This window comes from Marinomonas dokdonensis, from assembly GCF_052747885.1.
Genome location: NZ_JBRAND010000001.1, coordinates 820,052 through 835,846 on the forward strand (window position 1 = coordinate 820,052; position 15,795 = coordinate 835,846).

The window sequence follows — 15,795 nt, forward strand, 5'->3', positions numbered from 1 at the left end:
ACTCATCAGCGATTTTATATTTTGGAATACAGTTCTACGGCTTTAAGCGGAAGCAGCGGCTGTTGTTTTGATGGGTTCTTACTTTTCAGAAGTAACAAATGATAAATTTGTTACTTCATTGCTTAGCGACTAGAAGCATTCGACACCATAGTACTGGTATCCACTTGGTAATATGACACCTAAAAAAAGCGCACCACCCAAACAGTTCGTTCTATGATTAATCTGAGACCAAAACTATAACCATAAGCTACCAGCGACAATTCTTACTTACGGGAAAACTTACATAAGTGATTAGCAGGAAGCTCTCTTAGAGCTGAGGAATTAACACAGACTTAAAATACGTTTACACTGATAGATCTGCAACCTTTTTAGAGTATCATTTTTCATTTTAAAACGTCTGGTCTGCATCTCTAAATCACAAACTCGACACTACTAAACTGGCTTAAAAAGTGATTTGCTTTCCAGCTGGACTAACTACTCATCAGCAATAAGATATGATCAAAACTGCTAACTGGATGTTTCAACTCTCTAATAGCAATCAATAGATCGCAATCAACGTAATTCAACCTAATTTATTACTAGCCCATTTATTATCAGGATCTAGGTCTAAAATTTTATCAACACACTTCCTAAACCTACCGCCATCGTCTCCATGCTTTTCATAAAATTTGGCAAGAAAAATAAACGAGCGTTCTTGGTGTGGGGCTAACTGGCACAATTTAAGAAGTTCTTTCTCTGCCGCTACTAGATCTCCATTGGACTCATAAATCCGAGATTTGTTAATAGCAACAAGAGGGTGCCTAGAACAAACATCCAGCCAGGCGTCCGACTCAACATCCAAAAAACTCTTAGCAGACTCGGATTTAGAGGCATCAAGCACTATCTGAGACAATGGACTAATAGCTATTTTTGACTTAATTTTATCAAACGGAATAAATTTATAGATATCAAATATATTCATAGAATCACACTCTTCAAGATCATCAATACACTCCAAGAATTCAAAAGCAAAGAAACTGTGATCGTCTTTTAAAATGGAGGTCAGAATTTTACTTTGCTTAGTAGATGATTTGAGACTTTCCAACCTTTCATAAGCAATTACTTTATCAGATTCGGATGTATTCTTATTATTATATATAGCGACATTTGCATTAGATTTATTTAAAATCGACAAATACCATTTGTGGTAGGAGTAGACTTCATCTGGAATTATCCTTTTTACATTAGAATTATTATAAAAATGATCATAGAGAATAAAATCATTTTTTAAAAATTTTTTATAACATGAATTTTTTTCACTAGTAGTGTTTTTAGGGTATGATATTCCCGATCGATTTTTAGACAAAGAAGAGTCAAAACTTCCACCAATTAGAGCCATAAACCTTTCATAATCAACATCAATTTTCTCTTGGAAATAGACATCTGAAAAGTGTTCCAAAATATTAATTGCCTGATCAACACATGGATCAAAGGGATCTGAAATAAAAGAAGGAAAAAGAGCACAATACCATTTACAAATGTACGAGTGCCTTTTTTTAACATAATTTTCCAGCTCAATATGGCTACCCAGCTCTGGAAAAGCATTAACCTTCATATTATAACTAGAAATAACCCTATCTAATGGCGACCTCAAGGAGGTAAACAATGAAACATCTGGATCAGAAATCTTTAAAAGCAACCCCTCATCAACGTTATGCCCAAAAAGGATAAGATCATTGTACGAATCCTTGAACTCTAGCTGCATTTTTAATGCATCAAGGGCCCTTCCATTTGGAGCGAGGTGATAAAACTCATCACCAACCCCCTTGCAGGATTTTATATTTTCTACAAGAGTTTGTCCTGCTGTTTTAGGCAAATGCGGAAACAAAATTGTCATAAATACACCCAAGATAATATAAAAATTAAAAATAGCTAAAACTTAATTTTTATGAAATGAAACATTAAGGAAACACACAAAAGTAGTAAAAACGTCTAGTTGCAAGATAACACTCCATGCAACGATATAACGACTAGCAATCAGAAAAATCACCTAATATTATTATTAGCCCATTTGTTGTCAGGATCTAGATCTAAAATTTTATCAACACATTTCCTAAAGCTATCCTCATTGTCTCCATGCTTTTTATAAAACTTAGCAAGAGAAATAAAAGACCGTTCTTGGTGTGGAGCTAACTTACACAATTTGAGAAGTTGCTTTTCGGCCTCTATAAAGTCTCCATTTTTCTCATAAATACGGGACTTCTTTAAAGCAACAAGCGGATGCCTAGAGCATACATCCAGCCAGGCATCCGATTCGACATCCAGAAAACTCTTAGCACTCTCAGATTTAGAGGCATCAAGAACAATTTGAGATAACGGATTTTTAACTACAGTTGACTTGATTTTATCGAATGGAATATATTTAAAAATATCAAGTATATTAATAGAATCAATGGGGTCAATAGATTCAAGCTCATCAAGATACTGCAAAAAACTAAACTCAAAAAAAACCTCATCTTCATTCATAATGGAATGCAGTATTAGATTATCTTTTACTGACTCCTTAATCACCCCTAACCGGCTATAAATCGTACCCTCCTTCGCCAAGTTATTCAGCTCACCACTTACGACCCTTTTAGATTGCTGATCGATATTCAATATTGAGTCATACCATTTATGATAAGATAATATTTCAGGAACTCTATTGCGCTTCACACTATTTTTATTCTTAAAATACTCATATAAAGCATAGTCATCATTTAAAAACCGCTTGAACTCAGAAAAATCAGCACTCCGAACAACCTCTTTATAATTTTCCCCTACACGATTTTTGGACAAAGAAGCATCAAATTTTCCACCAATTAGATTCATAAACCTTTCATAATCAAGATCAATGTTTTCTTGAAAATAGATATCTGAAAAGTGTTCCAAAATATAAATCGCCTGCTCAACACATGAATCAAAAGGATCAGAAATAAAAGAAGGAAAAAGAGCACAATACCATTTACAAATATACGAATTCCTTTTACTTACATATTTTTCTAGTTCATTATGATGACCTAATTCAGGAAAAGCTTTAACCTTCATGTTATAACTAGAAATAACTCGATCTAAGGGGGATCTCAAAGAAGTGTAAAGAGACACATTTGGATCAGAAACCTTTAAAAGCAGTCCCTCATCAACATTATGACCAAAAATTAAAAAGCTATCGTATGAGTCATTAAACTCTAATTGCTTTTGTAAATTATCACGAAGTCGACCATTCGGGGCCAGATGATAAAAGTCAACACCAACATTCTTGAAAACCTTTATATTTTCAACAAGCGCTTGACCTGCTGTCTTAGGTAAATGAGGAAACAAAATAGTCATAAATAAACCCGGGGAATTATAAAAAACAAGAAAACAAACAAAAGTAGTTAATAAACATCTAGTTTCAAATTAACTCACAATGCAACGATATAACGACTGACAATCAGAAAAAATCACCTAATATTTTTATTAGCCCATTTGTTGTCAGGATCTAGATCTAAAATTTTATCAACACATTTCCTAAAGCTATCCTCATTGTCTCCATGCTTTTTATAAAACTTAGCAAGAGAAATAAAAGACCGTTCTTGGTGTGGAGCTAACTTACACAATTTGAGAAGTTGCTTTTCGGCCTCTATAAAGTCTCCACTTTTCTCATAAATACGGGACTTCTTTAAAGCAACAAGCGGATGCCTAGAGCATACATCCAGCCAGGCATCCGACTCCACATCTAAAAAACTCTCATTAGACTCAGACTTTGAGGCATCAAGCACAATTTTAGACAATGGGCTTTTAGCTATAGTTGACTTAATTTTATTGAATGGAATATATTTAAAAATATCAAAAATATTCATTGAATCGATAGAATCAAGATCATCAATAGACAGCAAAAACTCATTTTTAAAGAAAGGTTCGTCCTCACTTATAATAGAGCTCAATATTAAATCGTCCTGTGTTGATTCTTTAATTGTCCCTATAAATCTATCAATATCAATTTTCTTATATGGATTTAAAGCTTCCTTATTTAAAACCCCTTTGACCTGTTGAAGCACATTAAATATTGAGTCATACCACTTGTGATAAGACAATATTTCAGGGAACTCATTACGCTTCGCATGTTTTTCACCTTTGAAATAATCATATAAAATATAGTCATTATTTAAAAGGGGTTTAAAACTAGAAAATTCCTCACTATGAGCAACTTGCTTATAGCTTGAGCCAGCACGATTTCTAGACACAGAAGCATCAAAGCTTCCGCCAATTTGATTCATAAACCTCTCGTAATCAATATCAATATTTTCTTGAAAATAAATATCAGAAAAGTGTTCCAAAATATATATTGCTTGATCAACACAAGAGTCAAAAGGGTTAGAAATAAAAGAAGGAAAAAGAGCACAATACCACTTACAAATAAATGAATGCCTTTTACTTACATACTTTTCTAACTTACTATCATCACCTAATTCAGGAAAGGCTTTGACCTTCATGTTATAACTAGAAATCACTCGATCTAAGGGCGATCTCAAAGAAGTATGAAGAGACACATTTGGATCAGAAACCTTTAAAAGCAGCCCCTCGTCAACATTATGACCGAAAATCACAAAACCATTGTATGAACTATTTAACTCCAACTGTTTATTTAAATTATCACGAATACGTCCATTTGGTGCTAAATGATAGAAATCATCACCAACACTTTTATACATCTTTATATTTTTAACAAGAGTTTGACCTGCAGTCTTAGGTAAGTGAGGAAATAATATTGTCATAAAAATCCTTAGATAGTCGTTCCATTTATTTTATACGCTTAGAAGAGGGCATAGTAAAGACAGATAGTTTAGCCATTATTGATCATTTTTTCATATAGCCGGTCATACGAACCAACCATTCGATCAAGAGTAAAGAGTGACATCAAACGATTGTATCCGTTATTACCATAACTCTTACATAACCCGACATCCCTTTCTAGTAAATTAATAGCATCACTTAACTGTGCAGAATTTCCAGGTTCAACTGAAATACCTGTAACACCGTGAACATTAACATAATTAGCCCCCGTGGATATATCACAACAAATGATTGCTTTACTAAAAACCTGAGCCTCAAGTAAGGATACGCCAAACGCTTCAGATCTTAAATGGGAAGGAAATACAAAGGCCTTACAGTTCTTCAACAACTTTAGCTTTGTTTTTTCATCAACAAAACCAGTAAGAATAACATTTTTTATTTCCTCAACTTCAATTTTATTTTTTATTTTTTCATACATTGGGCCATCCCCAGCTATTACAACTCTGGCGCCAGTCTCTTTAGCCGCTTCAATTAAAAACATCAACCCTTTGTAATACCGAAGAACACCTAAAAAAAGAAAATAGCCCTGCCCCAAAAAATTAAATTCATCATCTAATTCCCACTCATTATTTTTTGAAAGGTAACACTCATGATCTATGCCTAATGGAATTATCTCTACTTTATCTGAAAATTTTAATAAGTTTTTACTGGTTTTTGCATAATTAGGTGACGTGGAAACTATCAGGTCGACTTTATTTAAGAAAATATATTCCAATGGTTGATAAAAAAACTTTAGAATTTTTTGCTTAACTATATCTGAGTGATAAGTGACTAGCATTTTCTTATTCGAAACAAGCGACAGTAAATCACCTGTTGGCCATGGGTAGTGAAAATGAATGACGTCAGCCCAATTTGAAAGTTCTTTAAACTTTATAAAAAGTTCAAAAGAAAAGGTATTAGATGCGACTTCTACTTGAGATGAGCATAGGTGATGCTCAACCCCTTCACAAACAAAAACTCTAGATCTCCCTGATGTTGTGGCCAAAACTCGACTTTCTCCACCTTTAGCCCTTATTCCCGTAGAAATAGCCTTAATAACCTGCTCTACTCCGCCAAATGTTTCTGGATAGAAAGTTTTATACACATGTAAAATTTTCATTTGTTCGGCATATAAACAGTTGGTGTTTTTTTCAAAAGAGTCAAAATTTCTTCTACCATACCTTCATCACAATATAAGATTAATTCATCCAACAAAACTTTCATTTCCTCCCAGGCCAAAGAGTACTCTTTAGCCGTCATTATTTTTTTGTGGGAAGTGCCCTCTACAACACCACCAATTAACAACTCCTCATAGAGCTTCTCACCCTGCCTCAATCCAGTGTAATGAATCTCAATATCACCATTCATTGAGTCATCTTTTTCTCTCAAGCCAGATAGGTGAATCATACGCTTTGCTAAGTCTAATATTTTGATTGGTTCTCCCATATCCAACACATAAACTTGACCACTACCACCTAACGCTCCGGCTTGTATTACAAGTTGGGCAGCCTCTGGAATGAGCATAAAATAGCGAGTTATATCCTTATGAGTAACCGTTACAGGTCCTCCCACTCTTATCTGCTTCTTAAATAAAGGAACCACAGACCCAGATGAGCCCAAAACATTTCCAAATCTAACTATTGTGAATTTGGTATTATGATCTTGGGTGGACAATGACTGAAGAACAAGCTCAGCCATCCTTTTTGTGGCCCCCATTATATTCGTGGGCCGAACCGCCTTGTCTGTTGAAATAAGGGTAAAATGCTCAACACCAGCAGATATAGCAGCCTCAGCAGAAGCTAATGTTCCAAAAACATTATTTCGAATTCCTCCAACAACGTTACTTTCAACTAAAGGGACATGCTTGTAAGCTGCTGCGTGGTACACAGTTTGTACCTTAAAGCTCGACATGATTTTTGCAAGTTCACTTTTCCTTTGAACCGATCCGAGCATAGCAACTATTATTGTATCAAGCCCTTGTTTTAATTTAGTATTTTGAAGCTCTTGCTCTACTTGGTATAAATTAAACTCATTTAATTCAAATAAAATAAGCATATGTGGCTTTTGAAGTACGATTTGACGACATAGTTCAGACCCTATCGAACCGCCAGCACCAGTTACCAGTACAACTTTCCCAACAATATTTTTCTTTAACAATTCCAGGTCGGGATCAACTGGTGCTCGACCTAACAGGTCAGAAACATCAAGATCTTTAATTTTGTTTGCATCAGCCCTTCCTGCTGCGATATCTTCCACTGATGGTACGGATTGAACTTCTATAGGCCAATGTGAAACTTTATCAAGAAGCCTTAGACGCTCTCCTTTGTTGATATTATTAATTGCCAAAAGTAGTTTAACTGGCTGATATAGTTTTTGGAGCTGGGCAAAATCACAAGAATTATAAACCCTAACACCCGCTAGAATTTGACCACTCTTCGGCGCATAATCATCAATAAAAGCCGCTGGGTGATACTCGTTCCCATGAAGCAAAGAATGGGCTAAATCCCTGCCTGTCGCACCAGCACCATAAATAATCACGTTTGGCTTCTGTCTTTTATAGTGGTTGTAATAAATTATCCGAAAGAAAACCCTAGGAGCACCCAGTGTAATTAGAGCCAAACCTGAGTATATGAATGGCACACTACGGGGGACAAATGATTGAAAGAAAAAACCAGAAAGACTTAAGGCTAACGATGACAACATGACACTGATGAACATATGGCCAATGGCAGGAAAAACCATATATCTGATTACAGCTCTATACATGCCCAACTTAATAAAGCAACAAATTGTCACTAAAAGTGTAACCAACCAACTGAAAAGTTCGTCAACACCAACAGTAAATTCTGTAGTGCCCAGTCGAAAAAAAACTGCTAAGTATAAAGAGACAGTTATTGCAAATATGTCATATACTATACTAATTATACGTTTGTTTTGTCTTTTGGTATTCAGTAGATTTTTAACTAATACGTACATCAAGCAACACACAGCCCGTTAAATGAAGATATAGTAACTATATCTGATTCCAACCCTCAAGGGAAAAATATGTATCTATTTCAAGACAATATCAAGGATTTCTTAGTGTGAAAATCTTGCTAACAGGCGGCACTGGCTATGTAGGCTCTAGAGTTGAAAGCCATTTCGAACAGAAAGGAGTAAAAGTACGGACAGTAAAGAGGTTTAGTAACAATGCAGAAGACTTTATTGCCCCTAACATAGACTCTGAAACTGACTGGACTGGTGCTTTCTCTGGAGTAGAGTGCGTTATACATTGTGCAGCCAAAACGTCAACAACTGATGATGACAAACAAGAAATGCATAACACTTTTAACAATACTAATTTTCTCGGCACCTTAAATCTCGCACAACAAGCATCTTTAGCAGGGGTGAAGAAATTTATTTTTCTCAGTTCTGTAAAAGCTCAATTAATAAGCTCCACTGCCTCTACTGAGGCAAAGCAAAACAGTTATGATTACAGCAAATATCTAGCAGAAAAATCCCTACAAAAAATGTCAACCGATATGGAAATAATCATTATTAGATCGCCGCTGGTATATGGGCCAGGCGTAAAAGGGAACTTTTTTACTTTACTTAAAATTGCAAGTTGGCCAATTCCACTCCCCTTAGGGTCGATAAACAACCAGAGAAGCCTCGTATATATAGGTAACTTAATAGATTTTATCTTTTTTGTTGCTAGCCAACCATCTAAAAAATCAAAATTACTTAATATTTCCGATGATCATAATGTATCCACTTCTAATTTATTACAAATGATAGCTGAGAAAATGAATAAGAGCATATGTCTAATACCAGCCCCTCGTAGAATAATATTTTTTATACTTTCCCTTTGCAAAAAATTAGGCATATACAATCGTCTTTTTGAAGACTTAACAGTAGACATTTCAGAAGCAAAAAATATGGGATGGAACCCGCCAGTTACCTTTGAAGAAGCTATCGAAGTTACAGTCCAAGATTACTTACAGCAGAACAAATAATTTAGAGCGTAAAAATGATTAGAGTATTTGATGTTTTTTTTTCGATCCTAGGAATAATTCTTCTTTCTCCGATATTCTTAATATTGATACTGGTTTGTTTTCATGAGAATCGCTCCCCTATTTTTCAGCAAGAACGTCTTGGTAAAGACATGAAGGTTTTCATTCTATATAAGTTCCGAAGCATGCCTATTAGCACCCCATCAATAGCCACTCACTTAATCGAGAGTCGAAGCATAACAAAACTAGGTCATTTCTTAAGAGCTTCTAAATTAGACGAACTACCACAATTAATTAACGTCCTAAAAGGAGATATGAGCCTAGTAGGACCTAGGCCATGTCTTCCCAACCAAATAGAGCTAATAGAAGAACGCTGTAAAAGTAGTATTTTTAGGGTTCGACCTGGAATAACAGGCTTAGCACAAATTAACAATGTAGATATGTCCACCCCTCATTGTTTAACTGAGCTAGACTTAGCCCTAGTTAACAACTTAAATTTATTTATGTATTTTAAATACATATATTCAACCCTTCTTGGCAAGGGTAAAGGAGATGCGCTGAAATAAACTAGCGCTATACGAACTCTAATATTCCTTATTTTTCTATAAATTTTAAAGTCAATTACTGATTTTTCATATCCTTGAGTTTAAACAAAAAGGTGCATAAAATCGAAAGTTGAATAAGAGTCCTATTTGATCTGATTAAGGAATTTTCTGGCGACATCATCCCAGCTTGCAGGGGAGATATTTTTTCTTGAATCAAAAGGCTTACTTAGCGCCTCATTAATAGACTCAAGTAGTGAGTGTGAATCCGTGTTAGTTACTGTTACATTAGCATTATAATGAGACATTTCAGCAATAGCACATTTTTCACTCACCACCACTTTTTTACCTAACATCAAGGCTTCGAGAGCAGGAAAGCCAAAACCCTCATATAGGGAAGGCATTAGAAGCAACTCACAACCTAAATACAGCATGTTAAGCTCATCATCTTCTACAAAACCTTTAACAATCACATCATTTTTTCCTAGTGAATTTTTAACAAGAAGTTTATTTAAATCAATATTCCATCCTTCTTTCCCTACAATTATTAACTTCATATTTTTGTTACGAACTCTAAACAGTGAAAAGGCCTCAAGTATATTGCCAATATTTTTTCTAGGTTCAATCGTTCCTACAAACAAAAGGTAAGGGTCTGATTCCCCATAGTGTTTTTTGGGGTTTAAGTTAAATGTAATCGCCCCATAACCAGAATTAACAACTTTCTCAGGCGCTACATCAGTGCAAGTCAAAAGCTCACTCTCAGTAAATTTAGAGAGCACAAAAACCTTATGAGCTAGTTGTAAACTGGGTTTAAATAGTAGCTGCTCAAGCAGCAACCCCAATTTACTCATTGTTTCTGGACAACGTATCCAGACTACATCATGTACAGTAACAAATTTTTTTAACTTTTTATTAAGAATAAAGAGTAGAGGCAAATGGTGGCGAGGTGACCAGAACAGATCGATTGAATATTTAATTGCCCAGCATGGAAAAAACACTTGAGCGAAAAGAGTACCTGAAAGGCGTCCTTTTGAACCACCTACAACTACCACAACATTATTAAATTCGGCGTAGTCAATAACTAGCTCTCTATCTGAAAATAAATAATAAGTATTTACTGTATCTAATTTTAGTAAAGATTTTAGTAAACAGTCTAAATAACGCCCTATACCTGTCAAACTAACTGACAGGGGGCGTGCATCAATAGCTATATTCATAGAGCTCCAATAGACTTAAAAACTATAGTTAAAAAATTCAATTTATTCTTTGAAATTTTTAATTACTAAAGCGATAATCTCATCATAATAGTCTCGATAACTTCGCATCCCTGATTTAACACAGGGAGTTAGGATTTAGATTTAACTTTTTCTCTCCTCGTCAAACCCTTCATTCATAGACGCAAATCTGATGATTAAATCCATATTCTCATCCAACTTTTCATCCCCTAAGTAAATAAAACCTCTGAGTTTTTGCTTGATTATGATCTTTATATACTCTTCTCTTATAAACTCATCACTTCCTTTATTTAAAATTTGATGAGGCGAAAAGTATGCAGAAACTAACCGACTAAAAGGGTTTCTAATTACAGCAAACTTTTAGAATGACCTTAGCTCAATTTTAGGGTCATTTCCTAGGTATGTAGCCCCCCCTGATGCCTCCTAACATCAAGCAAATCACTTACAGGCTCAAATCTATTTACTCAATCTTGATGGCCAGGCTTTTTATTATTGACAAACCCTTACACTCTTCGACCAAAACCGTTAAAATGCAGTTTCCTCAAGATTTCTCGATGTATAAAAATAATTTTTCCTCATCCAAAATCAAATCATATTGCTTAATCAAGCTTCAATTAGTTTGCCTTTAGAAAAAGTTATTATTCTGTCACAGTTTCGTTCAATTAATTTCATATTATGTGAAGCGAGAACAACTGTACCAGCCTCTTCAACAAAGTTTTTCATTCTTTCCCTGGCCTTCTCTTGGAAACTTGCATCCCCTACACCAAGCCACTCATCCAGTAAAAGAATATCTGGTTTAAAAGATGTCGATATCGCAAAACCTAACCTTGCTTTCATTCCAGGGGAGTAATATTTAATCGGCATATTTATATGCTCTGCCAAACCAGTGAAGTTTACTATTTCTTCGTAAATATTTTGAATTTCTCTTTTGGTTTGACCTAAAAACACCCCACGCCCAAATATATTTTCTTTACCTGAAAGCTCCTGATCCATACCCATCATTTTATCAAAAACAGCACTTACAATACCTTTTCTATAAACCTTTCCTTCCTGAGGTTGATAAATACCAGCCATTGTTCGTAACAATGTACTTTTTCCAGCGCCATTATGTCCAAGGATACCGACCCTTTCACCTTTTCTAACGGTAAAAGAGACGTTATCTAACGCTTTAATAACGACCTTATTCTTTCTTTTCTGAAAGTGCCCTCCAAGTTCGGAGGTCATTTTTTTCTCATTGTAATCAATTTTTTCAAAGATACGGTAATACAATGAAACATTTTCTAACGAAATCGAAATATCATCACACATAAAAAGCTATATCTCTTTTATTAATTTGGTAAAGAGAGTAACTAATAATACTTAAAAAAATCAGCATAGAAGCCACGACTATATATGAATCAAAAGGCACAACCCCATCCAGCAATGGAGCCCTTATTAACTCAAGAACATGAAATATTGGGTTGTATTCCGCAACCCACCGATTATCTCCCAGTTTATCAACGTGCCACAATATAGGAGTTGATAGATATGTCAGTAGCAATACATTAGGCATAAAACGAGAAAAGTCCCTTACTTTCAAATTTAGAAAACTTAAAACAACTGAGAGTAAGAAACCAAAAAATAAAAACAAGATAACACCCAAAACGGAATAAACTACATTTAAAAAAGCAATATCTCCATAATAATAATTCAAAACAATTGGAAAAGGTAAGTTTAAACACAAAATAAATATAAAACGAGCAACATGTGCATACAAAAAAACATATAAATTAACAACAGAGTTTTTTATGTACTTTTCATTTGAGGGCCAGATCATACAGGACTCTGATACCATAGAAGAAAACACATACCAAACTGTGTAGCTGATGCTAAAATATTTCAAATGTCCAATTATATTATCTGGGCTAAATATGTATCCAAAAACCACACCAATGATAACTATATGCAAGAAGCAATTAATAAATAACCAAGAAAATCCTAATTTCGTACGGGTAAATTGACTTCTTAACTTAGCAAAGACTAAGAACTTAATTATCTCTCTCTCATTTACCACAGCTTACATACCTCATTGTAAAGAATAACATCTTTTTTATTAAATTCTTCTATTTCCTCACGAACTTCTTGATTTAGAAGATATGAGTAATTCCCTGTATTTAATGCTGAGTTATTTAGCTGATAATTTAAATTAAATCTATCAGCTAAAGCCGTATAAAAAGCGTCAATCTTTTCAAGGACACCAATCATATTAAAGCTGGCTATAATCTCATCTATACTTTTATCTTTTTCACCACTAGATAACATTTTGAATTGATGATCTTTAAAGTTAAAATCTATATTTTCATCGCTTAACTTAAGCACATCCTTCAAATCATTTGATCTGACGATATCTATCATTTTTTTTTGCGCTTCTGATGATCGAATATAATCTTGTTCCGGGGTGGATTTCAAGTGATTATATCTAGAAATAACTCTTTTAACAGGATCTCGTAACAAGCTTATTTTATAATAGTCATTCTTCTCGAATACAGACCACCCTTTAAGATGCCCCATTATCAATTTGTATTTTTCCATAACATAAGCTCTCTCGTTCAGCAATTCTTCCTGTCCTAGATATTCAAATGTATGGTTAAAATAGTCCTGCGGGAGTATATCTTCAAAATCAAAATTATTAGAAATAAACGACATAAGCGAAGTCCCTCCAACTTTGAAGGGATGAATAAAAATTATCTTATCATTCATATTTCGCTTCAATTTTATTAATTGCGATCGATTTTTTTCTCTTATCTGGACAATTTGGATCTAGGTCATTATGACTGATTAGCAGTGGTGAATAAATTGTAAACTCCCCTACCCCATAGTTATCTGGAATATTTTTAAACCGCACTCTAAAAACATCTAAGCCATCTTTAGAGCCTATAAATTTAACTGAATCGGAGTAGGTCCCATTCATTAAAAACCTACATACGTCAAACATTTTTTCTTGCATTCTACTTATCGAATACACTTCAACAACAAAATCCCCCTTACCTCTTTTTTTAGGTAACGGAAAGAAGACTTTGCTTTCATCACATTGCCCAGCCCATCGATAAATTTTTCGTAGATCAATCCCTTCTCGCTCATGAAAGCCTATTGCTTTGTGACCTTTCTCAAAATCAACTATGCTAACTATATGATCTCTATCACCATATTTAAATGTTAGACTTTTATTCATTAGGTATTTTGAGCTTGCCCATTGTTTTTGTCTTGACTCAAATTCACCGTAGAATTTTTCAAATTTCATCATTGCATATTCATATATTTTTATATCTACATTTAAATAAGATTCCATCTGAGACTCCATATCTTTATCAATTTTGAGTCTAGACGAATCTCGTCTATTCGAGTGTATTAAATTGTTAGGTGGACACCAAGAAAATAAATCACATATACAATCTATTGATTTCGGAAGTTCTTCTATTACACCAACAAAATCAAGTCTATCCAATGTACATTTAGCTTTTTCCAATAATTCATCATCACTTAGGTCATTTAACCCATTGACGCCCTTTACGGTAGACGAATCGATTAACATTTTCGTCATTCCATTTTTAAAGAGTTTCAGAATTCTTGGATCACTTGATTGCAAAAAACCTGACACACCTCTCTCTTGCATTTCAAATTTAATTGCAACATTTTCTTTAGGGCCGGAGTGAATTTCGTTCTCTGTAAAATCTAACCAATGATTTATTTGCGATATCAAGCGCGTCTTTGGATCCCTAAGAATAGTGAACGTTTTAAACTCTTCACCAATACGATCTATCACATTAGTATGACCATGGTAGACCTTAAATCCATCAATATCGATATTTTTTTCTTGTTTAGATAGTACCCCCAGCCCCTTAGTATAAACATCTTTTTGATCGTAATTATTGTCTATCAAGTGATGAATTGAGGTTCCACCACACTTCGGAACATGCATGAAATAAACTTTTTCACTCACTGACCATCTCCCAATAAAACCTTTTTATAAAAAAGAACATTTGTTTTTAAACTGTGATTTTTATTAAAAGTATTATCTTTTAAATCATCTTCTAACATTAGCCTTTCAATTAGGCCAGATAGCTCAACATAATTACCAATATCGCACATAACCATTTCATTACCACAGAACTTATTTAATTCTGAAAAGACATGTGCATTTGAATATATAGCCCTTCCGCCAAACTCTAACTGCATGCTCGCTGGCCCAGAAGCTGATTGACCAACTTCTAAGTAAGGAAAAATTGAGACATCAGATAGTTTCATTATATCCTTGAGTCTTTCATCAGTGACATTACCAGCAAAGACCACCCGATCTACCAATTCATTTGTCTTTATAAGTTTGATCACCGATTCGATATATCCATCAATTTCCTTCATTTTTTTTACTGATGCAGGGTGCTGACTCCCTACGATCAAAATTTTATAATTATCCGGCAATAAAGAAAGCGCCTTTAATGCTGTTAAATGCCCTTTATATTTTGATATAAAACCAAAAATTGATATGCATACATCATCATCACTTATCCCATACCCTTTTAGAACATGATCCCTTAATGGCAACGACTCACGCTCTTCTTTATCTGTAAAGGCTAGAGGATGAACATAAACCTGGTTAAAGTCATAATAACTTGAAAGGTTTTTTTGCTCCCTCTTCGTATGCACTATTAACTTCACACCACTAGTTTTTTTTATCAACTTCATAAATTGATCTAAGAAGCCAGACCTTAATACTCTATATACACCACCAAATGCGGCCTTAAACTTGAACTTTAGTGCCAGTTTGATTATATCAACAGAATTAATATCATTTTCACTTCCATAATCAACAGTATGCATTGTGATTGTTACATTATCCGTACTTGAAACAAGTATGTTGATATGCCTTAGCACTTCCAAGTTATTTGAACCAAAAATACCATTTTCAAACTGAATATTTACAGCGTCATATTGCTTTAGTTTCGCCGCAATTTCTTTAATATGATCAACTTTCCGTTTGCGATGTATTTTCCTCTTACTTTTCATTAGGTGTGAGTCTATTTGTAATACATCTACAGCTATTGATGGATCATGTCTATTAAACCCATTTAGTAAATTTTCAGTATACTGGGCTATCCCACATTTTTCGGAATAATTAGAAACAACCGCTATTTTCTTTGCATCCATTTAAAATTC

Annotated in this window: 14 protein-coding genes; 2 read left to right on the plus strand and 12 right to left on the minus strand. The window is 34.3% G+C overall.

Annotated elements, in window-relative coordinates:
* Nucleotides 1–562: 562 nt before the first annotated feature.
* From ACUM5Y_RS03850 to ACUM5Y_RS03870, 5 genes are all read right to left on the minus strand, one after another.
* A complete protein-coding gene (locus tag ACUM5Y_RS03850; protein ID WP_445975531.1) occupies nt 563–1,876 on the minus strand; it encodes a tetratricopeptide repeat protein in 1,314 nt (437 codons plus the stop codon).
* A gap of 149 nt (nt 1,877–2,025) precedes the next feature.
* Nucleotides 2,026–3,348, minus strand: coding sequence for a tetratricopeptide repeat protein (locus ACUM5Y_RS03855; protein WP_445975532.1), 1,323 nt, complete (start codon nt 3,346–3,348; stop codon nt 2,026–2,028).
* A gap of 113 nt (nt 3,349–3,461) precedes the next feature.
* Nucleotides 3,462–4,775 (minus strand): tetratricopeptide repeat protein, encoded by a 1,314-nt coding sequence (locus ACUM5Y_RS03860; protein ID WP_445975533.1) that lies wholly within the window; start codon nt 4,773–4,775, stop codon nt 3,462–3,464.
* 68 nt (nt 4,776–4,843) lie between these two features.
* Nucleotides 4,844–5,953 carry a glycosyltransferase gene (locus tag ACUM5Y_RS03865; protein WP_445975534.1) on the minus strand — a complete coding sequence of 370 codons (1,110 nt, stop codon included), beginning with the start codon at nt 5,951–5,953 and terminating at the stop codon, nt 4,844–4,846.
* Nucleotides 5,950–7,371 (minus strand): polysaccharide biosynthesis protein, encoded by a 1,422-nt coding sequence (locus tag ACUM5Y_RS03870; protein ID WP_445975535.1) that lies wholly within the window; start codon nt 7,369–7,371, stop codon nt 5,950–5,952. Before ACUM5Y_RS03870 ends, ACUM5Y_RS03865 begins: the two co-directional genes overlap by 4 nt.
* A gap of 545 nt (nt 7,372–7,916) precedes the next feature.
* Here ACUM5Y_RS03870 and ACUM5Y_RS03875 point away from each other — a divergent pair.
* The gene (locus tag ACUM5Y_RS03875) at nt 7,917–8,828 is read left to right on the plus strand and encodes an NAD-dependent epimerase/dehydratase family protein (protein ID WP_445975536.1); all 912 of its coding nucleotides are present in this window, start codon (nt 7,917–7,919) and stop codon (nt 8,826–8,828) included.
* A gap of 14 nt (nt 8,829–8,842) precedes the next feature.
* A complete protein-coding gene (locus ACUM5Y_RS03880; protein WP_445975537.1) occupies nt 8,843–9,391 on the plus strand; it encodes a sugar transferase in 549 nt (182 codons plus the stop codon).
* A 122-nt stretch (nt 9,392–9,513) separates the two neighbouring features.
* On the opposite strand, the gene ACUM5Y_RS03885 is transcribed toward ACUM5Y_RS03880, so the two are convergent.
* The 7 genes from ACUM5Y_RS03885 to ACUM5Y_RS03915 all read right to left on the minus strand — a co-directional run bounded on the left by ACUM5Y_RS03885 (nt 9,514) and on the right by ACUM5Y_RS03915 (nt 15,786).
* Nucleotides 9,514–10,584, minus strand: coding sequence for a glycosyltransferase family 4 protein (locus ACUM5Y_RS03885; protein WP_445975538.1), 1,071 nt, complete (start codon nt 10,582–10,584; stop codon nt 9,514–9,516).
* 141 nt (nt 10,585–10,725) lie between these two features.
* Nucleotides 10,726–10,950: a hypothetical protein gene (locus ACUM5Y_RS03890; RefSeq protein WP_445975670.1), complete on the minus strand. Its 225-nt coding sequence runs from the start codon at nt 10,948–10,950 to the stop codon at nt 10,726–10,728.
* A gap of 255 nt (nt 10,951–11,205) precedes the next feature.
* A complete protein-coding gene (locus ACUM5Y_RS03895; RefSeq protein ID WP_445975539.1) occupies nt 11,206–11,910 on the minus strand; it encodes an ABC transporter ATP-binding protein in 705 nt (234 codons plus the stop codon).
* Nucleotides 11,903–12,655: an ABC transporter permease gene (locus ACUM5Y_RS03900; RefSeq protein ID WP_445975540.1), complete on the minus strand. Its 753-nt coding sequence runs from the start codon at nt 12,653–12,655 to the stop codon at nt 11,903–11,905. Before ACUM5Y_RS03900 ends, ACUM5Y_RS03895 begins: the two co-directional genes overlap by 8 nt.
* The gene (locus ACUM5Y_RS03905) at nt 12,649–13,341 is read right to left on the minus strand and encodes a sulfotransferase family 2 domain-containing protein (RefSeq protein WP_445975541.1); all 693 of its coding nucleotides are present in this window, start codon (nt 13,339–13,341) and stop codon (nt 12,649–12,651) included. Before ACUM5Y_RS03905 ends, ACUM5Y_RS03900 begins: the two co-directional genes overlap by 7 nt.
* Complete coding sequence (locus ACUM5Y_RS03910) at nt 13,334–14,581, minus strand: sulfotransferase family 2 domain-containing protein (protein WP_445975542.1); 1,248 nt, start codon at nt 14,579–14,581, stop codon at nt 13,334–13,336. The genes ACUM5Y_RS03905 and ACUM5Y_RS03910 overlap by 8 nt, the downstream gene beginning before the upstream one ends.
* On the minus strand, nt 14,578–15,786 hold the full coding sequence (locus tag ACUM5Y_RS03915; protein ID WP_445975543.1) for a glycosyltransferase: 1,209 nt from the start codon (nt 15,784–15,786) through the stop codon (nt 14,578–14,580). The genes ACUM5Y_RS03910 and ACUM5Y_RS03915 overlap by 4 nt, the downstream gene beginning before the upstream one ends.
* Nucleotides 15,787–15,795: the final 9 nt, after the last annotated feature.

Excerpts from the sequence above, each read along its gene's own strand:
- ACUM5Y_RS03850 (WP_445975531.1), bottom strand. The coding sequence starts at position 1,876 with ATGACAATTTTGTTTCCGCATTTGCCTAAAACAGCAGGACAAACTCTT.
- ACUM5Y_RS03855 (WP_445975532.1), bottom strand. The coding sequence starts at position 3,348 with ATGACTATTTTGTTTCCTCATTTACCTAAGACAGCAGGTCAAGCGCTT.
- ACUM5Y_RS03860 (WP_445975533.1), bottom strand. The coding sequence starts at position 4,775 with ATGACAATATTATTTCCTCACTTACCTAAGACTGCAGGTCAAACTCTT.
- ACUM5Y_RS03865 (WP_445975534.1), bottom strand. The coding sequence starts at position 5,953 with ATGAAAATTTTACATGTGTATAAAACTTTCTATCCAGAAACATTTGGC.
- ACUM5Y_RS03880 (WP_445975537.1), top strand. The coding sequence starts at position 8,843 with ATGATTAGAGTATTTGATGTTTTTTTTTCGATCCTAGGAATAATTCTT.
- ACUM5Y_RS03885 (WP_445975538.1), bottom strand. The coding sequence starts at position 10,584 with ATGAATATAGCTATTGATGCACGCCCCCTGTCAGTTAGTTTGACAGGT.
- ACUM5Y_RS03895 (WP_445975539.1), bottom strand. The coding sequence starts at position 11,910 with ATGTGTGATGATATTTCGATTTCGTTAGAAAATGTTTCATTGTATTAC.
- ACUM5Y_RS03905 (WP_445975541.1), bottom strand. The coding sequence starts at position 13,341 with ATGAATGATAAGATAATTTTTATTCATCCCTTCAAAGTTGGAGGGACT.
- ACUM5Y_RS03915 (WP_445975543.1), bottom strand. The coding sequence starts at position 15,786 with ATGGATGCAAAGAAAATAGCGGTTGTTTCTAATTATTCCGAAAAATGT.